The organism is Cryptosporangium arvum DSM 44712 (assembly GCF_000585375.1).
Taxonomy (GTDB): Bacteria; Actinomycetota; Actinomycetes; order Mycobacteriales; family Cryptosporangiaceae; genus Cryptosporangium; species Cryptosporangium arvum.
The window spans coordinates 2,217,923-2,241,774 of record NZ_KK073874.1 but is presented as its reverse complement, the minus strand read 5'-3'; the positions used below and the strand labels follow the sequence as shown (position 1 = coordinate 2,241,774).

At 71.5% G+C, this 23,852-nt stretch carries 19 protein-coding genes; 9 read left to right on the top strand and 10 right to left on the bottom strand.

Annotated features, from left to right (window positions below; genetic code table 11):
• Positions 1-143 precede the first annotated feature (143 nt).
• Positions 144-1,418 carry a CAP domain-containing protein gene (locus CRYAR_RS46930; RefSeq protein WP_157017568.1) on the bottom strand — a complete coding sequence of 425 codons (1,275 nt, stop codon included), beginning with the start codon at positions 1,416-1,418 and terminating at the stop codon, positions 144-146.
• A gap of 186 nt (positions 1,419-1,604) precedes the next feature.
• Positions 1,605-2,315 carry a hypothetical protein gene (locus CRYAR_RS10410; RefSeq protein ID WP_035850175.1) on the bottom strand — a complete coding sequence of 237 codons (711 nt, stop codon included), beginning with the start codon at positions 2,313-2,315 and terminating at the stop codon, positions 1,605-1,607.
• A 274-nt stretch (positions 2,316-2,589) separates the two neighbouring features.
• On the opposite strand from CRYAR_RS10410, the gene CRYAR_RS10405 reads away from it, so the two are divergent.
• The 4 genes from CRYAR_RS10405 (at position 2,590) to CRYAR_RS10390 (ending at position 8,223) form a co-directional block, all read left to right on the top strand.
• Positions 2,590-3,519 (top strand): DUF4142 domain-containing protein, encoded by a 930-nt coding sequence (locus CRYAR_RS10405; protein ID WP_084700315.1) that lies wholly within the window; start codon positions 2,590-2,592, stop codon positions 3,517-3,519.
• Between the two features lie 555 nt (positions 3,520-4,074).
• On the top strand, positions 4,075-5,424 hold the full coding sequence (locus CRYAR_RS10400) for a DUF1996 domain-containing protein (protein ID WP_084700313.1): 1,350 nt from the start codon (positions 4,075-4,077) through the stop codon (positions 5,422-5,424).
• A 166-nt stretch (positions 5,425-5,590) separates the two neighbouring features.
• A complete protein-coding gene (locus CRYAR_RS10395; RefSeq protein WP_084700311.1) occupies positions 5,591-6,871 on the top strand; it encodes a 4Fe-4S domain-containing protein in 1,281 nt (426 codons plus the stop codon).
• Positions 6,871-8,223 carry an NAD(P)/FAD-dependent oxidoreductase gene (locus tag CRYAR_RS10390; protein WP_035850173.1) on the top strand — a complete coding sequence of 451 codons (1,353 nt, stop codon included), beginning with the start codon at positions 6,871-6,873 and terminating at the stop codon, positions 8,221-8,223. Before CRYAR_RS10395 ends, CRYAR_RS10390 begins: the two co-directional genes overlap by 1 nt.
• A 130-nt stretch (positions 8,224-8,353) precedes the next feature.
• Here CRYAR_RS10390 and CRYAR_RS10385 read toward each other — a convergent pair whose 3' ends face one another.
• The gene (locus CRYAR_RS10385) at positions 8,354-9,406 is read right to left on the bottom strand and encodes a hypothetical protein (RefSeq protein ID WP_211247377.1); all 1,053 of its coding nucleotides are present in this window, start codon (positions 9,404-9,406) and stop codon (positions 8,354-8,356) included.
• A gap of 1,151 nt (positions 9,407-10,557) precedes the next feature.
• A complete protein-coding gene (locus CRYAR_RS48540; protein WP_157017566.1) occupies positions 10,558-10,968 on the bottom strand; it encodes a hypothetical protein in 411 nt (136 codons plus the stop codon).
• 124 nt (positions 10,969-11,092) lie between these two features.
• On the opposite strand from CRYAR_RS48540, the gene CRYAR_RS10380 reads away from it, so the two are divergent.
• The 4 genes from CRYAR_RS10380 (at position 11,093) to CRYAR_RS10365 (ending at position 16,684) form a co-directional block, all read left to right on the top strand.
• On the top strand, positions 11,093-12,385 hold the full coding sequence (locus CRYAR_RS10380) for a pyridoxal phosphate-dependent aminotransferase (RefSeq protein WP_211247376.1): 1,293 nt from the start codon (positions 11,093-11,095) through the stop codon (positions 12,383-12,385).
• A 224-nt stretch (positions 12,386-12,609) separates the two neighbouring features.
• The gene (locus tag CRYAR_RS42925; RefSeq protein WP_051569997.1) at positions 12,610-14,007 is read left to right on the top strand and encodes an EAL domain-containing protein; all 1,398 of its coding nucleotides are present in this window, start codon (positions 12,610-12,612) and stop codon (positions 14,005-14,007) included.
• A 95-nt stretch (positions 14,008-14,102) separates the two neighbouring features.
• On the top strand, positions 14,103-15,842 hold the full coding sequence (locus tag CRYAR_RS10370) for a thiamine pyrophosphate-binding protein (protein ID WP_051569996.1): 1,740 nt from the start codon (positions 14,103-14,105) through the stop codon (positions 15,840-15,842).
• Between the two features lie 41 nt (positions 15,843-15,883).
• Complete coding sequence (locus tag CRYAR_RS10365) at positions 15,884-16,684, top strand: IclR family transcriptional regulator (protein ID WP_051569995.1); 801 nt, start codon at positions 15,884-15,886, stop codon at positions 16,682-16,684.
• Here the strand turns inward: CRYAR_RS10365 and CRYAR_RS10360 are convergent.
• Genes CRYAR_RS10360 through CRYAR_RS10335 form a run of 6 tightly spaced genes read right to left on the bottom strand, consistent with a single transcriptional unit; the run spans position 16,665 to position 22,109 of the window.
• Positions 16,665-17,549 (bottom strand): PaaX family transcriptional regulator, encoded by an 885-nt coding sequence (locus CRYAR_RS10360; protein WP_035850172.1) that lies wholly within the window; start codon positions 17,547-17,549, stop codon positions 16,665-16,667. The genes CRYAR_RS10365 and CRYAR_RS10360 overlap by 20 nt on opposite strands.
• On the bottom strand, positions 17,546-18,577 hold the full coding sequence (locus CRYAR_RS10355) for a branched-chain amino acid ABC transporter permease (RefSeq protein ID WP_063725695.1): 1,032 nt from the start codon (positions 18,575-18,577) through the stop codon (positions 17,546-17,548). Before CRYAR_RS10355 ends, CRYAR_RS10360 begins: the two co-directional genes overlap by 4 nt.
• Positions 18,574-19,428, bottom strand: coding sequence for a branched-chain amino acid ABC transporter permease (locus CRYAR_RS10350; RefSeq protein WP_035850171.1), 855 nt, complete (start codon positions 19,426-19,428; stop codon positions 18,574-18,576). Before CRYAR_RS10350 ends, CRYAR_RS10355 begins: the two co-directional genes overlap by 4 nt.
• On the bottom strand, positions 19,425-20,123 hold the full coding sequence (locus tag CRYAR_RS10345) for an ABC transporter ATP-binding protein (RefSeq protein WP_035850169.1): 699 nt from the start codon (positions 20,121-20,123) through the stop codon (positions 19,425-19,427). The genes CRYAR_RS10350 and CRYAR_RS10345 overlap by 4 nt, the downstream gene beginning before the upstream one ends.
• Positions 20,107-20,922, bottom strand: coding sequence for an ABC transporter ATP-binding protein (locus CRYAR_RS10340; protein ID WP_051569994.1), 816 nt, complete (start codon positions 20,920-20,922; stop codon positions 20,107-20,109). Before CRYAR_RS10340 ends, CRYAR_RS10345 begins: the two co-directional genes overlap by 17 nt.
• The gene (locus tag CRYAR_RS10335) at positions 20,919-22,109 is read right to left on the bottom strand and encodes an ABC transporter substrate-binding protein (protein ID WP_211247375.1); all 1,191 of its coding nucleotides are present in this window, start codon (positions 22,107-22,109) and stop codon (positions 20,919-20,921) included. The genes CRYAR_RS10340 and CRYAR_RS10335 overlap by 4 nt, the downstream gene beginning before the upstream one ends.
• Before the next feature lie 338 nt (positions 22,110-22,447).
• Here CRYAR_RS10335 and CRYAR_RS10330 point away from each other — a divergent pair, with 338 nt between their 5' ends.
• The gene (locus tag CRYAR_RS10330; RefSeq protein ID WP_035850166.1) at positions 22,448-23,779 is read left to right on the top strand and encodes a PucR family transcriptional regulator; all 1,332 of its coding nucleotides are present in this window, start codon (positions 22,448-22,450) and stop codon (positions 23,777-23,779) included.
• Positions 23,780-23,852 lie beyond the last annotated feature (73 nt).

Here is a 23,852-nt window from a genome sequence, read left to right as displayed (position 1 = left end):
TCGAGAGCCGGTTCAGGGCGAACCGAAGACTTTCTCGGCGACGCGGACGGTCAACGGCAGGAGCCAGTCAACCGGAGCCACAACGTAATGCGGACCGGAACCGGCAACAAACCCCTCCCCTGTCTCCGGGGCCGGCGCGCGGGTCACTGCCCGAGCACGATCGACCAGTACGCGACGCTTTTGGTGTTCATCCGTGCCTGCGCCCCTACCTTGGTCCAGCCGCAGCTCAGCTTGCCTCCGGACACCACCTTCACGGTGGCCGGAAGGTTGGCGGCGGTGTCCGGCGCCGGGAACGCCGCACGGGCCGCCTCAGCGGGATTACCCGCACCGGCGACGACGGACTCCACGACCTTCGTCCCGTCGTAGCCGACGCTCTTCACCCGTTGGATCGAGCTGTCGCCGTCCGGTGTCGTGGTGTTGAAGTAATTGCGGGTCAGCATGTCGTCGACGTGATCACCGGCGTACGCGACGAGCGTCTGGTCGACCTCGACCCGGCCGCAGCCCAGGTTGTCGAGGTCCTTGTTGATCGCGGCGGCGACCGCCTCGGCGGCCTGCGCGGTCGCGTCGTCCTTCTTCTGGTCCGACCTCGCCCCGGCGGCCGGTTGGCTCGCCGGGGCGCTGCTGCTACCGAGCGCGGAGCTGGAGTTGCCGGTGTAGCGGTCCCGCTCGGCGAGCATCGTCGCGCCCAGCACGAGAACGAGCATCAGCACACCACCGGCGAGCGGAGCCCAGCTGGAGAACTTGCGGCGGGCACCGGTGTAGCGCATCGGGCGCGAGGGTCTCCGGCGCGAGCCGGCCTTCGCGCGGCGCTCGCCACCGGCGCGGCGCTGGCCCGTGCGCGAGCCGGACGTCGGGCGGCTGCTGGACACCGGGCGGCTGCTGGACACCGGGCGGCTCGGCGGCGCGGGGCGCCCGGCCGGGCTGGTCGGCGCCGGACGCGGCGCGGGTCCGCGGTCGTACCCGGCCGGGCCCGCGTCGTACGCGGAGGGTCCGCGGTCGTAGCCCGCCGGACCGCGGTCGTACCCCGACGACGGCTGCGGACGCGGCTCCTGCGGGCGGGGGTCCTGCGGGCGGGGCTGCTGGGGACGGGGCTGCGGCATCGCCCGGGACACGGTCGGCTGTTCGTCGGGCCAGATGCTCGTCCACTCGCCGGTGTCCTGGGGATCGCGCTCGGCGCGTCCGGAGCGGCCGGACCGACTCGAGCGGCCCGCCGTCGGGTCGACCTGCCGGCCCGGCTTGTCGCTCTTGCGGTGCGCTCCGCCCAACCGGCCGACCGTGTACACGCCGGACGACGGGCCTGGCATCGCACGCGGGAGTTCCATCGTGCCGTCACGCTCAGGCGCGTACCCCTCCGGGACGCCCCGGAGTTCGGCGTCGCCCACCGCAGCGGAGGCCGACCACATGTTCTTCCGCGCCATTTGAGCTTTGTTCCCCTTCCGCCCCCGCGGTCTTTCTCGTCCGGCCCAGTGGTGGCGTCACCGGGCCAGTGGCCCACCCGACCGCGATCCGAGTCGGCGATCGGGTGGGCTGGGCCGGAGTCCGCACTAGCACCGGGTGCGAGCCGCCAGGGCGAACTCCGACAGTGATGGGGTGGTTCTCACCCGTCAGTAGGTGTACCCACTGTCCCCCGCATCGGCGTCGTCGCTCTGCGCGGCGGTGTCCTTCGGCGGCGTCGGCGGCTTCGGCGGGTTCTCCGGCAGGCAGGTCACGTTCTTGGTGCCGTCGGGCGACACCGCGAACCACACCTTGCCCACGTTCTGCCCGGTCCAGTCGCCCGGCTTCTTGTCGCCCAGGTAGTAGTAGAGCGGCCAGCCGCCCAGCGTGACCTGCTTCGTGCCGTCCTTGCGGGTGACCTCGCCCACCTTGGCCGCGTCCAGCCCAACGAGCTTCTGGTCACCGGCGACGACCGGGGGCCACACCTTCGCGCAGTCATCCTCGCAGGTGGACTCCGGCGGCTTCGGCTTGTCCTTGTCGAAGCGGTAGAGGATCCACCCGCGCTCGTCGGTGACGACGTCGCCCATCTTCTTCGTGCGCGTGCGCTTGAGCGTCGTGGGCTTCTTGCCGACGTCGGCCGAGGAAGCGCCGGCGTCACCGCCGGCGGCACTCTCGCTGTCGTCGGATTCCGTGGTCTTCGGAATGACCTCGTCCGCCGGCGGGACCACGTCGGCGGTCGCAGGTGCCGGCTTCCCGGTAGCGGCGGTGTTCTGCGACGCGCCGTCGTACGTCGAGCCGCACGCGGTCAACGCCAGGGCCGTGAGCAGCCCAGCGGCCGCAAGGGCGGAGCGTGTCGTGACCGAGCGGATGCTCGCGTTCATCGTCCTGGTCTCCCAGTGGCGTCGGGGTGAACGCGACCGGCTGAGTCGCGCGATCGAAAACACGGACCGCGCCTACCGGCGGTTCATAAACAACGGAGAAACTTGCGGACGACGGCCGTCCCATTAACCCCGGGTCAGCCGAACTTTATCTCCCGCTTAACGATTGATCCGCGCTGAACTGGTCGGCGCCGGCCCTCGTCGCGCAGAACGAGTCCTCGGGGAAACCCGGGGCGCCCTGGGACCCCTGTTACTTCCAGACGTTCGGGAGCGGTCGATGACCGGTCGGAAAGACAACGCACCGGGTAACCGGCGGGTGCAGCGCACCGTCGCCGATGCCCTGCCTGGTCGATCACTAACCCTTCTCGTCGCGTTGATCGCCACCGGCGTGATCGCGATCGGAACCACCGCGATCGGCGGAACGGCCGCGCACGCGGCCGAAGTCGCGACCGTCCCGGTCGCGGAGGAGAGCCCGGCGTCGGACGCCGGCACGGGGAGCGGCAACGTCCGGGACACCACGAAGGACCAGCCGTCCGACGCGGTCGTCACCAGCGAGAGCCCGGAGCCGTTGCCGCCGAACCCCGACCTGGCCACCGCCCGGTCGATCCCGCTCACCGAGGCCGACAAGCAGCTCCTGATCAAGGTGCGGCAGGCCGGCCTGTGGGAGATCCCGTCCGGCGAGCAGGCGCAGCAGAAGGCCGAGAGCCCGATCGTGAAGGCCGTCGGCCGGCAGCTGGCCGCCGACCACCGCAAGCTCGACGACTCGGTCCGCAAGCTGGCCGCCGACCTCGACGTCGTGCTGCCGAGCACGCCCTCGGAACTGCAGCAGGGCTGGATGGCCGAGCTGTCCAAGGCGAGCGGCGCGGATTACGACCGGCTGTTCGCCGACCGGCTCCGGGCCGCGCACGGCACGGTCTTCAACATCATCGCCCAGGTGCGGACGGGTACCCGCAACCCGATCATCCGGGCGTACGCCCAGACGGCGAACACCGTCGTCATGCGGCACATGACGCTGCTGGAGAGCACCGGCCTGGTCGCGTTCGACGACCTGCCGGCACCGGTTCTCTCCCAGGCGTCGTCCACAAGCGGTTCGGGCGGCCTCTCCGAGAGCTCCCCGGGCATGCGAACCATGGCAATCGTCGCGATGTTGGCCGCTGCCGCGCTCATCGGTCTGGTCAGCGTCCGCCGGATCCGCCGAGGAGCGTAATCCGATGAGCGAGTTCAGAGATCCTGAGTCCTGGCGCACCCGGTCGCGGATACCCCGCGAAGCCGGTGCCTGGATCGGCGTGGCCCGGGTGCAGACCGCGGCCCGCCCGGACGACTCCTGGATGCACGACGACTGGGTCGAGGAAGCCTGCCTGGACGACGGGCCGGTTCCTGACCATGTGGACGCCCGGGCCTGGGCGGCGAGCATGCTCGCCGTCGAGTCCCGGCGAGCGGCGGTCCCCGCACCGCGCCACGCGGCTGATAGTGACGCTGAGTGGCCAGAAAATGCGGGACCCGTCGAGGAGAAGTTCGAAAATTTCGAATCTCCGGCCGTTGCCGGACGTGAATATTCCGCCCGCCGTACGCCGCTGAGCAGCGGAAACAGTGGACGGCACCGGGCGCCTCGTGCGCTCCGGCTGGTCTACAGCGCCGATCGCGTTGAACCGGACTCGCCCGCGCTCCGTAGTGAGGGCGAGATCTATGAGGGGCCTGTGAACCGCCCTGGTGGGCAGACCCGAGCACCTCTGCCTACCCCTACTGAGGAGACAACACCCGCATGACTGGACCCAAGAGGCACAAGCGGCCCCCCAACCAGTTCCGTCGCCGATCGCTGATCATCATGGCGGTCGTGACGACGATGGTGGTGGCCCTCGGGGTCGGAACCGCGTCCGCGGGACTCCGCGGAGACCGGCAGAACTACGGCTGGAAGAAGGCCGGACAGAACTGGGGTCACGGCCACGGCAAGCCGACGCAGAGCGGCAACCCGCAGGCATCGTCCACCGCGGATCCGGCCAACTCCGAGAACCCGGACGACGAGGGTGACGGCCAGGGCGACGGAAACGGCGACGGCCAGGGCAACGGCAACGGTGACGGCCAGGGCAATGGCGATGGCCAGGGCAACGGTGACGGCCAGGGCAACGGTGACGGCCAGGGCGAGGGCGACGGCCAGGGCGAGGGCAACGAGAACGGCGGCGGCCAGAACGGCGAGGAGCCGGCCGAGGGCGACGGCGAAGAGACCGCGGCTCCGGCCCGGGGCCCGGTTCCCGAGGACTTCATCAACATCCGCCAGGTGCGCCCGAACCAGCAGGCCGCGCCGCGGGGCAACCGCAACGGCTCGCGGGGCTCGTTCCGCGTGAACTGCAGCATCAACCCCAACGGCTTCAACTCCGACAACGTGATCGTCGCGCCGGGTGTCGACAACGGTGCCCACCACCTGCACGAGTACGCCGGCAACACGACCACCAGCGGCAAGTCGACCGACGAGAGCCTCGCCGCCGGCGGCACCACCTGCACCAACGGTGACAAGTCCACGTACTACTGGCCGGTCGTCCGCGACATCACCAAGGACACCCCGCAGCGCTTCACCAACGAGCTGGAGGAGGACCTGAACGAGGGTGCTCCGCTGACTCCGAAGTTCACCATCCAGTACAAGGGCAACCCGACCCAGAAGGTCGTGGCGATGCCGAAGTTCCTGCGCATCATCACCGGTGACGCGAAGGCCTTCACCAACGGTGGCGCCAACGCGAACGCGCACTTCACCTGCACCGGGTTCACCAACCGGATCACGACCGACAAGTACCCGCTCTGCCCGGGCGGTCGTGGCCTGCAGCGGACGTTCGCGTTCCAGAACTGCTGGGACGGCGTGAACGCCGACAGCGCCAACCACCGCTCGCACGTCGCCTTCTCGGACCCGCGTACCGGCGCCTGCCCGTCGGGCTTCAAGGCGATCCCGCAGCTGACGATGACGCTGACCTACAACGTCCCGGCCGGTCCGAACTTCGCCGTCGACGGTTTCCCGGAGCAGCTGCACAAGCCGATCAACGACCACGACGACTTCATCAACGTCATGGACGAGGGTCTGATGAACCGCGTCGTGCAGTGCATCAACTCGGGTCGACGCTGCTGAGAAAAAACCTCTGAACCGGCGCGCCGCCTCACCCGTCACACGGATAGGACGGTGCGCATCCCGAGGGGATCGGGAGCACCGGCCGATCGGACGCCCGTCCGATCGGCCGGACTCTTTGCAGGGACGCAGATGCGCGACGGCCGGTGGAACTACGAGGAGGACGTGAATGGAACCCGCCCTGCTGGCGGCATCCGCTGAGGACGCCGCGGCCGCGGCCGCTGTGCACGTAGTCGCGGCAGCTGTGGGATTCGCTTCCACGATCGCACTGTGGATCAGCATCCTGATGGGCACCGCGCTCGGCCGCTCCTGGTCCCTGCCGTGGATCAAGCACGCGTCGCTGAAGAACATGCACATGTCGTTCGCGATCGGGGGACTCGCGCTCGGTATCGTCCACGGCCTCGCCCAGCTGGCGGCTCCCGGCACGTACGTCCGCGTCATCGACGAGTTCATTCCGTTCATCAACCCGACGAAGCCGATCGGCGTCGGGCTGGGCACGCTCTGCATGGAGATGTTCATCGCGATCGCGCTGTCGGTGCCGGTGCAGCGCCGGCTCGGGCACGCGCGCTGGCGGATGCTCCACTCCACCGCCTACGCGGCCTACACGGTCACCGCGGCGCACCTGGTCTTCACCGGCTCCGAGGTCAAGGGCCTGGTCACCTGGGCCGTCATCGCGTCCTGGGTGATCGCCACCGGCTTCTGGCTCGCGGTCGGCCCGAACAAGTACGGCAAGCGGCTGGAGACCGTCGCGGTGGGGCTCCACGAGAAGCGGGTCAACACCACGACCGTCAACGTCGACCCGCACGTCTGCGCCCGGTTCGGGTTCTGCGAGCACGAGGCGCCGGAGGTCTTCAAGCTGCAGCACACCGGCCGCCTGGCCTACCGGACGACGGTCGAGCCGCACGAGGTCGACAAGGTCTACAACGCGGTGAAGATCTGCCCCGCCCGGGCCATCACGATGACCGGCCCCGGCGTCCCGTTCGACCTGACGATCCCGCCGGGCGCCGAGAGCACCGGGCAGAAGCTCAACATCGGCCCCACGACCGGCCCCGGCCAGGACTACGCTCCCGGTGTCCCCAGCGACAACCGCGAGACCACCGTCGTCCCGCACATCGCGCCGGTCTCCCCGGTCGACGGCCCCCGCGCCGTTCCGGACGTGCCCACCCCCGGCCCTCGGGCCGTTCCGGACATGCCCACCAGCCCGGCGGCACCGTCCCAGCCGTCCGGTCCGATGCCGGTCCCGGCCGGCGCTTCGAGCGGGCCCGGCGCGCCGCGGCCCACCGGCCGGCTCGGGCCTTTCCCTCCCGGTGGCCCCGGCCGGCGACACGGTCAGCCCGTGAACCCTCCGCCTCCGCCCCCGCTGCGGTCGGTACCCAACCGACCGGAACGCAGGGACAACACCGGCCAGTTCAACAACGTCACGGGGCTTCGCCCCCGAGGAGGTAAGTGATGCAGAGGCGAGCGGCAAATATCTCCCGCCTCGCGCCCCAGAAGTCACTGGCGAATCTGGGGCCGGCCGATCGGATCCTGATCGTCGGCGGTGGTCCCGCCGGCACCGCGGCGGGCGAGGAGCTCCGGCGTCTCGGCTTCCGCGGCCAGATCCAGCTGCTCTGCCAGGACCCGGGCGGCTCCTACGACCGACCGGCCTGTTCCAAGGGCCTCATCACCGGCACCCAGCGCCCCAAGGACGCGCGGATCGGCGTCACCGACAAGCGCTGGGAGATCAACTGGAGCCTCGGACGCACCGCGGTCGCCTGTGACATGAACGAGCGGGTCGTCTGGGCCAACACCGGCGAGGGCTTCCGGTTCGACGGTCTGGTGATCGCGAACGGCGCCCGCCCGATGCTCAACAGCATGTGGTCCGGCCACGCGACCCCGCACATCGTCCACGACATCGAGGACGCCTGGAACATCCGGGTCGGGCTGCGCACCGCCGAGCACGTCGCGATCGTCGGTGGCGGCTTCACCGGCACCGAGCTGGCCTGCAGCATCCGCGGCATGGGCAAGAACGTCACGCTCATCCACCCGCGGAACGTCGTCCTCAACGGCGTGCTGGACGCGACGGCCGCCGAGCTGATGACCGAGGAGCACATCGAGGACGGCATCGACATGCGCCTCGGCCGCCGGGTCAAGGCCGCCGACCGCATGGGCGACAAGTGGCAGCTGACGCTCGACAACGGCGACCGCGTGAACGCCGACATGGTCGTGATGACCGCCGGTGAGAAGCCCTCGATCTCCTGGCTCGAAGGCACCGGCATCGACACGTCCGACGGCGTGATCTGCGACGACGCGCTGCGCGTCCTGGACACCGACGGCAACGCCGTTCCGGGTGTCGTCGCGGCCGGCGCGCTGGCGAAGTGGCCGAACTACTGGATGAACGGCAAGAACGGGCGGGTCGGCCAGTGGATCGCCGCGCTCGAGCAGGGTCAGCAGGCGGCCCGGTCGCTGCTCGCCGGTGACGCGGCCAGCCACCCGGCGATCCTGCTCCCCCGCTACTGGTCGCAGCAGTTGGGCCTGCGCGTCCAGGTCTGCGGCGACATCTCCGACGAGAGCGACGTGCGTCGGCTCGAGCGTCGCCCCGGGCACCGCAAGACCGCTCGCAACGGCGTTCTGACCTGCCACTACCGTGGCCGCGACCTGGTCGGCGTCGTGGCGATCAACGCGCCGTCGGAGTTCGTCACGGTGGCTCGTGAGCTGCTCTACGCGAAGCCGCGGTACGAGCTCTCCGCGCCGCGTCGCCCGGTGGAGGTTCCCACCGGCATCCTGTCGCGCGACGGTCGTCGTCTGGCGGCGACGGGCTGACCCGGCGGCCGGCCGCGTGACGGCCGGCGACACCCGCATCGATGGGGTACCTGCCGACGGGCACCCGGTACGAGCTTCATCGATGTGTCACCCGCCCCGGCGTTTCGCGCCGGGGCGGGTTTCTGTCGTTTCAGAAGAGCGAAGCGATCGTGGAGAGCACGTTGGAGTAGAAGCTGCCCTCGATGTCACGGAAGAGCTGGAAGGGGTGGTTGGGCTCCCCGATGAAGGGCCGCAGGGTCCAGGCCAGTTGCGTGCCGACGAACCCGAACAGCAGCGCCCAGACGTAGAGCAGCCGGGTGTTGACCGGCCGATCGAAGGCGCCGGGCGCGGTCTCGACCCGAGGCGCGGGGTGTGTACCCGGTACGGGGTGTGTACTCGGTGCGGGGTGTGTACCTGGAGCGGGGTGCATACCGGGGGTGGCCTGCATACCGGGGGCGGCCTGCATACCGGGGGCGGCCTGCATACCGGGGGCGGCCTGCATACCGGGGGTGGGGTGCATACCGGGGGTGGGGTGGAGGCCGGGGGCGCCGTGGATCGCGTAGTGGCCGTGGACGTTGGCGTCGAGGGCGTCCCAGGCGGTGCGGGGCTCCGGGCGCGGAGCGGGCTCGTGGCCCGAGAGGCGGTTCAGACCACGCATGCCGTCGACCATCAGACTGAGCCCGATGAACCCGGTCAGCATCAGGATGCCGACGTTGAGGAGCTTGAAGAACGAGTAGTCGCTCGACGTGACCAGGAAGAACAGGCTGATCGGCGCGAACGCGAGGGTCAGCGCGCCGGTGACCGTGATCGCCACCAACACGAGCGCCAACGCCTGCCGGATCGACAACCGGGCACCGAACACCAGGTTGAACAGGTACAGCGTCGGAAGGCAGATCGCCAGCGTGAGCAGGAACAGCAGTGGCAGCTTCACCGCCGACGAGACGGCCTGCAACGGTCCGGCCGAAGCGCCGAGCACCAGCCCGTAGAGCGCGAGCGAGATCACCGAGCTGACCAGCATGCGACGCAGCACCGTGTTGAGATTCCGCTCGGCGAGGACGTCGCGCCAGAGGCCTTCACGGTCGCGCAGGATCCGCTCGATGATCAGGGTCTTGGGCCGCGAAGCCGCGCTATCCGTTGCACCGATCGATGCAATCGCGCTGGACTCTGGGGCGATCGTCTCACCGACCGGTGCCAGAGCGCTCACTCGCTCCTCTTCGATCGAGGAGACCGAAGCTAGGTCGGTTGCCGAATCCACCTGAACCGCGGGGACTGCCTGAACCGCGGGAGCGGCCTGAACCGCGGGGGCTGCCTGAATCGCCGGAGCAACTTCGATCGCCGGGGTCAGCTCGGCGGCAGGAGCGACCGCAGCTGCAGGCGCTGATTTGGTTGCACGAGCCGCCTTGGTTGCACGAGCCGCCTTGGTTGCACGAGCCGCCTCGGCCGTATCGGCCGTCTGAACTACTGGGGATTCCTCGAACGCTGCGGCTTTCCGGGCGACCGGAGCTTTCCGGGCGATCGGAGCTTTCCGGGGAGCCGGAGCCTTCCGCGCAGGGGACACTTTCGAAGCGGCAGACGTTTCCGGAGTGGCAGACGTTTCCGGAGCGGCGGGCGCTTTCCGAGCAGCGGCATTCCGAGCAGTGGCTTTCCGAGCAGGCACTTTCCGAGCAGGCGCTTTCCGGGCCGCCGGAGTCTTCACCCTGGCCGGAGCTTCGGGAGTCACGGGAGTCACAGCGGTCTCAGGAGCCGTCGCGGTCTCAGGAGCCGTCGCGGCCCCAGGAGCCGTCGCGGCCTCATGCGCCGCCCCAGCCTCGGGAACCGGTCCAGCCTCACGAGCCGCCCCAGCCTCACGAGCCGCCCCAGCCTTGTGAGCCGCCGCAGCAGCCTCGAGAGCCGCCGCAGCCTCGGGAATCGCAGCGGTCTCGGGAGCCGCGACAGCCTCGGGAATCGCAGCGGTCTCGGGAGCCGCGACAGCCTCGGGAGCCGCAGCGACCTCGGGAGCCGCGGCGGCATCAGGGGTCGGAGTGGTGGGAGGCTTTCGGGCCGGCGCCTTCCGGGGGGCAGGCGCCTTGCGGGCGGTGGAGGGCTTCCGGGGAGCGGAGGTCTTGCGGGCGGTCGACGCTTTCCTGGCCGGCGGTGCGTCGTCGTTCACTGGAGACTCACCAGGCGGGGAAACCGCCGGAGCGGGCGGCACTGCGGAGTCGCCCGGAGCCGACACTGGCTCCGCCACGATCACCGCCCCATTTAACCCCTTATCAAACTCTCCGTCCGGATGCATCCGATCCCTCCAGTCACTCGCACACCACCAATGCGGTGGCGCTCGGTTGAGCGCGGAGACTAGAGCAACCTGTCAACGAGTCAATCGACGTCCACCTCGGGAGCATGACCGGCCTCGGCGAGATTGCGGACCACCCAGCGCCGCTCGTCCTCCGAAAGGGACTCCCACCACGGCTCGGCTTCCCACCAACGCCCCTCCCCGCCCGAAGCCCCACCCCCGACCGAGGCCCCACCCCCGGAAGCCGCACCCCCGGAAGCCGCACCCCCGGAAGCCGCACCCACCGCTGCCGCAGCCGCACTCACCCCACCGGCGCCCGCAGTCGGCGACCCCACCTCGCCCGACCGCGCGGCCACCGAACCCACCGCACCAGCCCCGGACGACTCCGGCGGGGTCAAGCGCTCGGCCTGTTCGGCTCGGCGGGCCAGCCACAGCGTGCCCGCCGCGCACCCCGCTCCGAGCGCGGTCACCAGGGCGGTCGCGGCGAAGCTCACCGCCGCAGAATACGTGCCTCACACCAGCAACTCAGGTGAACCACCGTCCCCCGCAACCCGTCTGTGAGAGTGCACCGCCTGCGAGCCGCGTAACCCCCTAGACCGGCCCGATGGAAGGACCTGCGTGAAGCACTCGATGGACCTGGGCATGTTCCGACAGGGCAACCACAGCCCGTCGTACGCCACCCTTTCACGCAGTATGGGCGCCGGTGCCGAGGACCTTTCCGACTTTTGCATCCCCTGCAACCCGTATTTCCCCACCCCGGAGATGTTCGCCGAGCTGGCCTCCAAGCTCGAGACGATGCTCAAGTACTACCCGACCGACGCGGGCGCGATCACCGGCCAGCTCGCCAGCCTCCTGCAGATGCCGCCGCAGACGATCGCCATGGGCAACGGCTCCACCGAGCTGATCACCTGGATCGACCACCTCCTGATCACCGAGAGCATGGCCACCCCGGTGCCGACGTTCGGCCGCTGGACCGACCAGTCGCTCGAGACCGGCAAGCGCGTCGACATGTTCCAGCTGCCGGAGGCCGGCGGGTTCGCGCTCGACATCGACGCGTACATCGAGTTCATCCGGGAGCGCGGCTCGCGGGTGGCGGTGGTCTGCAACCCGAACAACCCGGACGGCAACTACATCCCGAAGTGGGAGGTCCTCCGGTTCGTCGACTCGCTCGCCGACCGCGATCTGGTCGTCGTCGACGAGTCGTTCATCGACTTCGTGGACGCCGAGCACCGGCCGTCGATCGCGCAGGAAGCCATGCTGCGCAACAACGTCGTGGTGCTCAAGAGCCTCGGCAAGAACTTCGGCCTGCACGGCATCCGGTTCGGGTACGTCGTCGGCAACCCGGCGCTGGTCAAGAAGATCGGGTCCCGGCTACCGAAGTGGAACCTCAACTCGCTGGCCGAGAGCGTCGTGTTCATGCTCCGCGACCACCTCGGTGAGTACCGCGAGAGCCTGCGCCTGCTGGCCCGCGACCGCTACGAGATGATCAACGAGCTGCGCCGCATCCCCGGCATGCAGGTCTTCCCGTCGCAGGGCAACTTCGTGCTGGTCAAGTTGCCGGCCGAGGTCGAGGGGCCCCGGCTGCGCGACTACCTGCTGCAGCGGCACGGCGTGCTGATCCGCGAGTGCGGCAACAAGCTCGGCATCACCAGCCAGTTCGTGCGGCTGGTCGTGCGCCCCCGCGCCGACACCGAGCGGCTGCTCACCGGCATCCGCAGCTACCTGACGTCGTCGTTCTCCGAGTCGCTCGACGGCGCGACGCCGATGGACCTGGCCGGCCGGTTCGCGCAGCCCTCCGGCGTGCAGACCGGCACCCACCAGCTGATCGACGACGACCCGCTGGGTGACCGGGTCGTGCCGCTGATGGGCTCCGACCCGCTCGGCGGCCCGCGCATGGCCCGCGCCCGATAACACCCCGCGCCCGATGCACCCCGCGCCGATACACCCTGCGGCCCCATGACACCCCGCACCCCATAGCACCACCGACGTAGCCCCGGTCGCCCTCGTCGGCCGGGGCTTCGCTCGTCGAACGAGAAAGTATGAGAAAAGCGCTCAACGTACGTTGTTCGGAAACAACCACCGGCCACAGTGGTCTTAGGATCGCCCAACCACCGCCTACACCCGGGAGCCAGCGCGTGGACCGTCCGGAGTGGGTTTCGGGCACGGTGACGTCCGCGCCTGATCAGCGAGCCGGTCGCGCGGAGCACAACCGCGCGGTCGACATCGCGGTGTTCGCGTGGGAGTGGGCCCGCAACCTGAGCGGCACGAGCTGGGTGGCCGACGACCGGACGGTGATCGTCGAGCGATTACGCCTGCTCGTCGACCAGGCCGCGGACGCGCTGCACGGGCTCACGGACTCGGCGGCGGCCGGACGGGCGATCGGCGAGGGCGTGGTGACGATCGGGTTCGCCGCGCCGGACGCGCTCGGCCGGACGTTGTATCTGCTCGGCACCCGGTTGCCGGCCGAACTGGGCGTCGATCCCGCGGACGGCGCGCTGCCGCAGCGGCTGGCGTCACTGGTGGGGGCGGTCGGAGTGGGGTTCGCGCGAGCGGCCCACGATCGGACGCTGGAGCAGCAGGACGCGATCCGAACGTCCGACCTGGTCGCGCGCCAGCGCGCCGAGCGCGCTCTGCGTACCCAGCTGGCCGCCGCGAACCTTCCCACCGAGGAGACCACCACGACCGGGACCAGGGCGACCGACGACACCCCGGACACGACCGGCGCCGGACGAACCGGCCGCACCGGGCGCGTGCTCGACACCGGATACCGCTCCGAGCTGCCCGCCGCACTGAACCGCGGCGAGGTCGTGCCCTATTTCCAGCCGATCGTCGCGCTCGACGACGAGCGGCTGCTGGGCTTCGAGGCGCTGGCCCGCTGGGAGCACCCGGTCCGGGGCACGCTGCCCCCGGCGGCGTTCCTGCCCGACGCGTCGGAGTCCGAGCTGTTCCGCGCGCTCGGTCAGCGGCTGCGCACGGAGGCGTGCGAGACCGCGGTGAGCTGGCAGCGCGAGGCGGCCAGGCCGCTCTTCGTCGGCGTGAACCTCTCCCCCGCCGAGCTGCGCGATCCCGCCCTGGTCGACGACATCCGCGACCTGCTCGACCGCACCGGCCTCGCCCCGGAGCTCCTGCACCTGGAGATCACCGAGGACGTCTCGCTCACCGACGCCGACCTCCCGGTCCTGCGAGGGCTCGCCGCGACCGGCGCCCAGCTCACGCTCGACGACTTCGGCACCGGGCTGTCCCGGCTGGCGATGCTCCCCGTGCTGCCGATCCACGGTCTGAAGCTCGCCGGCGCGCTGCTCGACCCGGTGCGTCAGCTGCCGTTCCCGGCCGCGCAGGCCGGCACCGACGTGCTGGTGACGGTCACCGCGCTGGCGCAGCGTCTCGGCCTCACGACGACCGTCGAGGGCATCGAGAACATCGCCGAGGCCGGCCTGGCCCGGCGGCTGGGCGTCGACCGGGCGCAGGGGTGGCACTACGGCCATCCGCTGCCCGCCCGCCACGTCCGTGCCTACACCACCTGGGCCAACTGACAGCCGCTTTTCATTCACCGGAATGCCCCGCTTGTCCTCCGACGCGATCGGGCTGACGCTCCGCCCGGGTCGCCGACGCACTCGGAGGAGCTCACGTGAAACCCGTGGACGCACTGCTGGAGATCCTGCGCGGCGAAGGCGTCGAGTACGTCTTCGGCAATCCCGGCACCACTGAGCTGCCGCTTCTCGACGCGCTCGTGGACGCCCCCGACCTGCGGTACGTGCTGGGGCTGCAGGAGGCCTCGGTGGTCGCGATGGCCGACGGGTACGCCCGCGCGACCGGGCGGACGGCATTCGTGAACCTGCACGTCGCCGCCGGCCTGGCGAACGGGCTGATCGGGCTGCTCAACGCGAGCCGGTCGCGGACGCCGATGGTCGTGCTGGCCGGTCAGCAGGACCGCAGGCACCTGCGTGCCGACCCGATGCTGTCCGGCGATCTGGTCGGGATCGCGGCTCCGGTCGCGAAGTCCGCGGTGGAGGTGCACCAGGCCTACGACCTGCCGGTGCTGCTGCGCCGGGCGTTCGCGCTGGCCCGACGTCCGCCGGCCGGTCCGGTGTTCGTGTCGGTCCCGATGGACCTCCTCGAGGAGGACGGTCCGGTCGCGGTTCCGGAACCGTCGCGGGTGGCCGGCCTTCCCGCCGCAACCGCCCTGGGCGACGCGGTGAGCCTGCTGTCCGGGGCGTCGGCCCCGGTGGTGATCGCCGGGGACGGGGTGGGCCGGGAGGGCGCGGTGCCGGCGTTGGTGGCGGTGGCCGAGCGGCTCGGTGCGGTGGTGTGGTCGCAGCCGATGTTCGACGGGGTGAACTTCCCCGGTGGGCACGTGCTGCACCGGGGCATGCTGCCGCCGCGCGACGCGTCGATCCGGGCGGCGCTGGAGCCGCACGACGTCGTGCTGATCGTCGGATGCCATGCGTTCATGCCGCACCACTACACGCCGGGGCCGGCGATTCCGGACGGCACCGCCGTCGTGCAGCTCGACTCCGACCAGCACGAGGTCGGCCGCAACTTCCCGGTCGCCGCCGGCCTGGTCGGCGCGATCGGCCCCACGCTGGGGGCTCTCGACACCGCGCTGGCGACGGCCTTCGCCGCCGGGCCCGCGGATCAGGCGGCGGACAGCGCGGCGTCGACCGCGGCCGCGGTCGAGAGGCGGCTGGCGCGGATCGGGGAGCGGGCCGCGCGTGTGGCGGCGGAGACCGCGGCGGAGCGGGACGCGGTCGACGACGCGGCGCGGGCGCGGTACGGGCCGGCGCCGCTGGACCCGCTGGCCGCGATGCACGCGCTGGCGGCGGGTCTGCCGCCGGACGCGGTCGTGGTCGAGGAGGCCATCACGGCCGGCATCGCGCTGCGCTCGGTGTACCGCCCGGACCGCCCGAAGTCCTACGTGCACACCGTCGGCGGCGGCCTGGGCTGGGGCATCGGCGCCGCGGTCGGCAGCAGCCTCGGCGATCCGGCCCGCCCGGTCGTCGCGGTGCTCGGCGACGGTTCGGCGATGTTCGGGTTGCAAGGACTGTGGAGCGCCGCGCGCTACGACACCCCGGTGACGTTCGTGGTCGTGAACAACGGCGAGTACCGCACGCTGAAGGACACGCTCGACGGCACGAAGAGCCGCTCCACCGAGCAGGACACCTACCTGGGTCTCGACCTGCCCGGACTCGACTGGCAGGCCGCCGCGCGACTCTTCGGTCTGGCGTCGACGCGGGTCGGCCACACCGACGAGTTGCGCGCCCTCGTCGCCGGGGCCGGCGACCGGACCCAGCCCCTGCTCGTCGAGGTTCCGGTGACCACGCACGCGTTCACCGCAGCCAGCGGTCGGTCCAGCGCAGAGGCGACCTGAAGACGATTGCGGCGCGGTACGCCCGCCGCCACGATCAGCGGATGGAACCCGGGCGCGGGGACGGCAGTGACGTCGTCCCGAAGTCGGTGCTGGCACGCGGGCTGCGGCTGCTCGACGCGTTCGGGCCCGACGACGTCGACCTGAGCCTCTCCGAGCTGTCCGAACGCACCGGCCTGCCGAAGCCGACCGCGTACCGGCTGCTCAACGAGCTGGTCACCTGGGGCGGTCTGGAGCGCACGACCCGCGGCTACCGGCTCGGCATGAGCCTGTTCGTGCTGGGCCAGCGCGTGCCCCGCCACCGCGAGCTCCGCGAGGCCGCGCTGCCGTACCTGGAGGACCTCTACGAGGCCACTCACGAGAACATCCACCTCACCGTGCCGGCCGGCAACGACACGCTGTTCCTGGAGAAGGTGAGTGGACGCCGCTCGACGCCGATCGTGTCGCGGGTCGGCGGGCGGCTCCCCGCGCACTGCACGGCCACCGGGAAGGTGTTCCTCGCCTACGGGTCACCCGACCGGCTGCGCCAGGTCGTGGAGGCGGGCCTGACCCGGCTGACGCCACGCACGATCGTGATGCCGGGCCTGCTGCGCCAGGAGCTCGCCCGCACGCTCGAGCGGGGCTACGGCGTCAACCGGGAAGAGGCCGAGGTCGGCGTCTCGGCCGTGGGCGCGCCGGTGTTCGACCACCAGCGTTCGGTGATCGCGGCGATCTCGATCACCGGGTGGGCGCAGCACCTCGACCTGGAGCGGCTCGCGCCCGCGGTCCGCACGGCCGCGCTGGCCCTCTCCCGGGAGCTGGCCCGCGACACCGCGAACGGCACGCTCAGATGGTCAGCTCGGTAGTGGTGTGATGGCGCACCAGCGGGGCCAGGGCCGCGTCGAACCGGGCGAGCACCTGACGCACCCGCGCCTCGGCGAGCGGCCCGAGCGCGTCGTAGAGGTCGCCGAACACCACCCGGGCCCGCCGCCGGGGCCAGTCGGCAGGCAGCACCCGCTCGGGTAGGTCGGGGTCGAGCGCGGGGAACGTCCGCCAGACGTCCATCAGCCGGGTGCGCGCGATCAGCGCCTCGGCCGACCCCACGTCGCCGCCGTCGAGCCGTTCACGCAGCGGGAGCGTGTCGGCGAGGAACGACTCGTAGGCGTGCCGGATCTCGTCGAGGTCCCAGGCCGAGATGAGCGGGGTGCCGACCGCTTCCTCGGCCCGCATGACCGCGGCCGTGCTGATCGCGAGCTCGTCGAGGAACTCACGCACCTCGGCGGTCGCCGCGCGCGGCGAGACCCACACCCCGTCGAACAGCGGGGCGAACCCCAGCCACCGCAGTCGGCTGCGCAGCAGGTGGCGCAGGTCGCGCTGCTCCTCCGGGAGCGAGAACGTCGCGACGGTCCAGACGCCGTCCCACGACTCCTCGCGGGTTCCCAGGTGGACGATGCGCTTCGAGCTCTGGACGATCGTGCGTGTCGCCGACGCGGACAGGCCGTAGTAGGTGTTGCGCCCCACCTTGCTGGACTCCAGCACGCCCCGCCGGGCCAGCCGGCGCAGCGCGGCCCGGGCGCTCACCTCGCCGACGTCGAACTCCTCGACCAGCGCGACGAGCGCCGCCGACGGCAAGTGCTCCCGGCGGCCGTTCCAGTAGTCGCCGAGGAGGGTCACCAGGAGGTGCTGGGGCGACGTCCCGGCCTGCCGGCGGGGCAGCTGGACCGTCGTCATGGAGGTGTGGTGGCCCGCGACGTCTGCTCTCGTCGAGGTGGCCACTCCGGGATCATACGAATCGGCTCGTCGGGGGTTTTCCGGCGCCGGCGCAGGCGATTGCCGATCCACGGCACCACCCCGGCCGGCATGAACAGCAGTACGCCGATGAGCAGGACGGCGTACGCGGCGTACCCGAGGACGGTCGGCGCGTAGCTGGGCGCGCCCGGCCGGGTGCTCAGGTCGTTGAGCACCTGGACGACGAGCGTGACCGCGACCGTGCCGACGACCGGGCCCCAGCGGGTACCCAGCCCGCCGAACACGGCCATCACCACCCACTCGACGGACATCGCGATCGTGAACGAGCCCGGCGCGATGTAGCCGAGGAAGAACGCGTAGATACCGCCGGCCAGACCGGCGAACGCCGCCGACAGCGCGAACACGGTGACCTTGTAACGGATCACCGGCACTCCGCTGGCCGCGGCGGCCTGCTCGCTGCCGGCGAGAGCACGCAACGCCCGGCCGGGGCGGCTGGCGACGATGTTGGCGGTGAGCAGCAGCACGAGCGCGACCGCGGCCCAGGTGAGCCAGGCGTACTCACGGGGCTCGTCGAGCGTCACCGAACCGATTCCGAACTGCGGGATGCCCTGCAGGCCGATCGCGCCGCCGAAGAACTCGATCTCGGCGGCCACCGACAGGATGATCAGCTGCAGCGCGAGCGTCGCGAACGCGAGGTAGTGGCCCCGCAGCCGGAGCAGCAGCGCGCCGAGCAGCGCCGCGGCTCCGGCGGCGACCAGCGGGGCGGCGAGCAGGCCGACGATCGGTGGCCACCCGTGCACGGCCGGGACCGCGGCGGTGTACGCGCCGATCCCGTAGAACGCGGCCTGCCCCAGCGAGACCTGCCCGGCGTATCCCATCAGGAGGCTGATGCCGGTGACGGCGAGCACCGCCAGGCCCATGAGGACGTAGATCGAGAGCCGCGTGTCGTCGAGCACCAGCGGCAGGCTCATCGTGACGACGAGGAACCCGATCCCGACGAGCCGGTTCACACCGCCACCGCCTGGGGTTGGCGGACGGCCCGGACGACCATGACGAGCACCATGAAGCCGAGCGCGACCTCGGTCTGGAAGGACCCGTCGACGTAGCCGGCGAACAGGGTCTGGCCGATGCCGAGCAGCAGGCCGCCGGCGAGCGCGGTGCCCGGCCGGTCGAGGCCACCGAGGACGGCCGCGGCGAACCCGTTGACGGCCAGCGCGACGTCCCGGTCGAACGCGATCGACTGCAGCGGGGTCAGCAGGACCCCGGCGATGCCGCCGAGCACACCGGCCAGCCCGAACGCGTACAGCCCCATCCGGCGCACGTCGATGCCGGCCAGCCGGGCGGCGTAGGGGTTCGCCGCGCAGGCGGTGAGCCCTTTGCCGAGGTAGGTGCGGCCGAAGAACGCGCCGAGGGCGGCGAACGTACCGGCCGCGACGAGCATCACGAGCAGCCACTGGTGCTGGATCCGGACCTCGCCGATCGTCACGACGCCGGACAGGCCGTCGAAGCCGCGGGGCTGGTCGCCCCAGACGATGATCTCGATCGCGTAGCCGAGGAACCCGAGCCCGAACGTGATCACCAGCGACGCCAGCGGCGGGGTGCCGGGTTTGCCGATCGCGACGATGCCGACGACCAGCCCGACCGCGCCGGCCAGCGCGACCCCGCCGAGCTCGGCGATACCGTGCGGCCAGTGCGCCGAGAGCAGCGAACCGGCGGCCAGCCCGGCGACCACCGGGAACATGCCCTGGGCGAAGTTCACCACCCCGGTGACCCTGTGCACGACCACGAATCCGCTGGCCAGCAACGCGATCGTGCAGCCGAGCGCGGTGCCGGCCACGAGATACCCCAGGAACTCGCTCATGCGTCGCCCCCGTCGGCCGGGCCGGTGGGCGCGGGCGCGAGCCCGCCGAGGTAGGCGGCGGCCACGGCGGGGCTGGCCCGCAGCTCGGCCGAGGGACCGGAGGCGACCACGCGGCCCGCTTCGAGCACGTAACCGCGGCCGCAGAGTTCGAACGCCAGCGTCGTCTCCTGTTCGATCAGGAGCACGGCAAGGCCGCGGTCCCGGTTGAGTTCGGCGAGGTGCGCGGCGAGGTCACGGACCACGAGCGGGGCCAGCCCGAGCGAGAGCTCGTCGACCGCGAGCAGGTCGGGGTCGGCCATCAGCGCGCGGCCGACGGCCACCATCTGCTGCTGGCCGCCGGAGAGCGAACCGGCGAGCTGCTGCCGGAGGCGCACGAGATCGGGGAAGAGGTCGTAGATACGCGCCGGGTCACGCCGGGACCGCTGGTTGCGCCACGCCCCGAGGCGCAGGTTGTCCTCGACGCTCAGCGTGGCGAACAGCTGCCGCCCCTCCGGCACCTGGGCCATCCGCCCGTCCAGGCGGACGCGCCCCGCCGCCGGGCGGACGATGCCCGACAGCGTGTTGACGAGCGTGGATTTCCCGGCGCCGTTGGCACCGACGAGCGCCACCATCTCGCCGGGCGCGACGTCCAGGTCGATCCCGTCGAGCGCGGTGGCGGTGCCGTAGCGCACCACCAGCTCACGCACCTCGAGCATCCGGCTCCCCCTCTCCGCCGGCCACGGCGTCGACGGCCTCCGGGCCCAGGTAGGCGGCGACGACCGCGGGGTCGCGGCGTACCTCGGCCGGGGTGCCCTCGGCGATCACCGCGCCGAGGTCGAGGACGGTGACCCGGTCGGCGAGCCGGGAGACGAAGCCGACGTCGTGCTCGACGAGCATCATCGTCAGGCCTTCGCCACGCAGGCCCTCGATGACCTCCGCGAGCGCCGACCGCTCGGCCCCGCGCAGCCCGGCCGCGGGTTCGTCGAGCAGCAGCAGCCGCGGCCGCGCGCACAGTGCCCGCGCCAGCTGCGTGCGCCGCTGCTGGCCCAGCGGCAGCGAGGTGGCCGGTACGTCGGCCCACTCGGTGAGCCCGACCCGCTCCAACGCGGCCAGCGCGGACGACCGTACGTCCCGTTCCTCGCGCCGGCACCGCCGCGACCGGATCGCCGCCGCGAGGAACCCGTGCCGGACCTGGGTGTGCGCGCCGACCATCACGTTCTCGAGCGTCGTGAGCCCGGGGAACACCCGCGCGCCCTGGAAGACGATCGCGACGCCGGAGGCCGCCCGGCGGTGCGCGGGTAACCGGGTGACCTCGTCGCCACCGAGGTCCACCACCCCCGCGTCCGGCCGGAGCAGGCCCGCGACGAGGTTGAACAGCGTCGACTTGCCGGCGCCGTTCGGGCCGATCAGGCCCCGGGTCTGTCCGGAGGGGACGGAGAGGCTCACGTCGCGGACCGCGAACACCCCGCCGAACGAGCGGGAGAGCCCCTCCAGCCGCAGGACCGGCGGCGTCACTTCGGGAGGTTCGTCGTGAGTTGTTCGGTCATCCAGGTCGTCGGAACGAACGCCCCACCGGTGATCCGGGCGATCGCGATGTTGTCGGTGGAGAGGCCGGAGTGGTCGTCGGCGCTGTACTCGTACCGCCCGTTCGGCGTCAGCAGCGACAGCTTCTCCAGCGCGGCCTGCACCTTCTTGCCGTCGGTGCTCCCGGCCTTGCGGATCGCCTCGGCCAGCACGATCACCCCGCAGTACCCGTCCGCGGCGAACTGCGGCGGGTACGTGCCGTACTTCTTCTGGTAGTCACCGGCGAGCTTGTCGACGGCCTGCTTCAGGTCGCCGGCCGGCAGGTCCTTGCCGATCACGCCGATCGACGTGGAGAGCACGACCTTGTCGGCCGCCGCGCCGGCCGGCTTGCTGAACAGCGGGGTGCCCTGCGCGCCGGTGAGGATCAGCGGGATCGACAGGCCCGAGGCCGCGAACTGCTTGGTGGCGATCACGGCCGGCGGACCGGTGGCCCAGAAGAACAGCGCCTGCGCCCCGGACGTGCGCACCGGCGCGAACACCGCGCTGAAGTCCTGCGTGCCGGTGTCGAACGTCCGGTCGACGACGACCGTCACGCCGTACTGCGACGCCTTTTCCTTCACCGCGTCGTACCCGGCGACCGCGTAGGAGCTCTTCGTGTCGTGCGCCAGCGCGATCTTGGTGATCTTGGTGGCCTGCAGGTACTTCAGCGTCTGCTCGGCGTAGGTGGACGAGCGGGCCGGGATCTGGAACGCGAACTTGCGTACCGGATCGACCTGCTGATCGGCCGCGGCGAGCGACAGGTACGGCATCGACGCGCGCTCGGCCAGCGGGATCGCCGCGAGCGCGGAGTTGGAGAACGAGGAGCCGATCACCGCGACCGCGCCCTCGTTCTTGTGCGCGTTGAACGCCAGCACCGACTGGTCGGGCTGGGTCTTGTCGTCCTTGATGACGAGTTCGATCTTCCGGCCGTCGATCCCGCCGTCGGCGTTGATCTGTTCGACGGCGATCTGCGCACCCTGCTGATCGCCGGTGCCCAGCGCCTGGTAGTTGCCGGTCAAGGGCACGGTCAACCCGATCCGGATCGGACCGGTCTCGGAATCACCGCCGCTCGACGAACAAGCGGCGAGCGTCGACGCGACGAGCGCGCCTGCGAGTAGGGACGCCATCCGGATCCGCACGGTGAACCTCCTGGCATCGATGCCCTGTGGCGTGAGACACATAAGGCCGGGCCGTGATTCGGCAATCTAGAGGCGTGACGACCGCCGGTCAATATGGTGCGGATCTTCGTCTCCACAAGGGACCGACCATTTGCGACTCCGCAGGCCAGAGAGCTACTCCGAGCCGCAATTCGCCCAGACAGACAGGTTCTCTACGTCACTTGACGAGCTGAATCGAGGCCGACCTGGAAACCTTAAGGAAACCCGATCGGTGACCTATCGCAGTCCCCGCCGGCCGTCCCATCGAGAAATGGCGGGCAAGCTCAGGTCCCATGCCGGAGTCCGATGAGCCCTCCTCGATGTCCGATCGTGCACGCGTCCGGCGTCTCATCGACGCGCTCGACCGGGACACCGTCGCCGATGCCGTCCTGCAGGCGCTGCGGGCGAGCCGCGGGCTGGACGGCCACAGCTCCGCCGAACCGCGGGCCGGCAACCCGCGCTGGACGGCGGTGCCGCCGTTGGTCCGCGACCACGTGCGGATGTTCACCCGGATGCTGCACTCCGGTGAACAGCCGACCCGGGCCGAACTGCGTGCCCTCGTCCGGCAGGCGGCGGCGGCGTCCCAGTCGCCGGTCGAGGAGTTGCTGCGCTCCTACCGGGTCGCGGCCGAGGCGGCCTCCCGGGCGGTCCGGTCGGCGGCCGGGGCGGAGGACCTCGCGGCGGTCGTGACCGTGACCGAGGAGATGATGGCCTACGTCAACCTGACCACGGCCGCGATCGTCCAGGCCAGCCTCGACGATCGCGACCTGCGCCGCTCCGAGCGCGAGCGCCGCTTCCGCCGGCTCTTCGACGCGCTGGACGGCGCCGCCGCCCTCACCGCCGACCTGGTCGAGCTGGCCGACGACATCGGGCTCTCCACGAACGGTCCCTACCTGCCGTTCACCGCCGCGCGACGCGACGGCAGCGCCGCCGACCACGCCCGCCTCGCCGCGGAGCTGACCGCGGCCGGTGGTGTGCTGGCGTTCAGCGAGGGCACGCGGATCGACGGGATCTGCCGGTCGCAGTCCGCGCTGGAGCTGCTGGCCGGTCTGGACGAGGTCGCGGTCGCGGTCGGGCCGCCCGCATCGCGCGGCCGGCTCGGCGCCGCCTGCCACGACCTGCACGTCGTCATCGACGTCGCGATGCGGCGGGGGCGCACCGGCCAGATCGGGCTCGCGGACTTCGCGCCCGAGGTGCTGGTGGAGCTCTGCCCCGAGGTGAGCGACGCGCTGGCCGCCCGCGTCTACGACCCGCTGCCGGACGACCTGCGGGCGACGCTGCACGCGCTGGTGGCGTACGGGTTCGACCGCACGGCCACGGCCGCGACCCTGCACATCCACCGCAACACGCTGCTCTACCGGCTCGGCCGGATCGAGGAGCGGCTCGGCCTGGACCTGAGCCGGGCCGCCGACCAGGTCGCGATCTACCTGGCGACGCTGCGCCACGACCGGGCCCGGGAGACCACCCCACCGCCGCCGGTGACGCCTCCGCCCGGGACGCACCGCGCTCCCCCGGCCGGATCCGACCCGCCGAGACTCCGGCCGCCGAGCTCGTCCGGCCCGCGCGCACCCCACCCCCACGAGGTCGCCCTCGCCGCGGGCGACCGCACCGGAACCCCCACCCGGCTCGTCGTCCGGGCGGGCGAGCGCTGAGCCCTGCTACCGTCGAAACGTCAGATCGGTGATCCGAGGAGCGAACCGTGGCGGGAGACGACGACATCTCCGG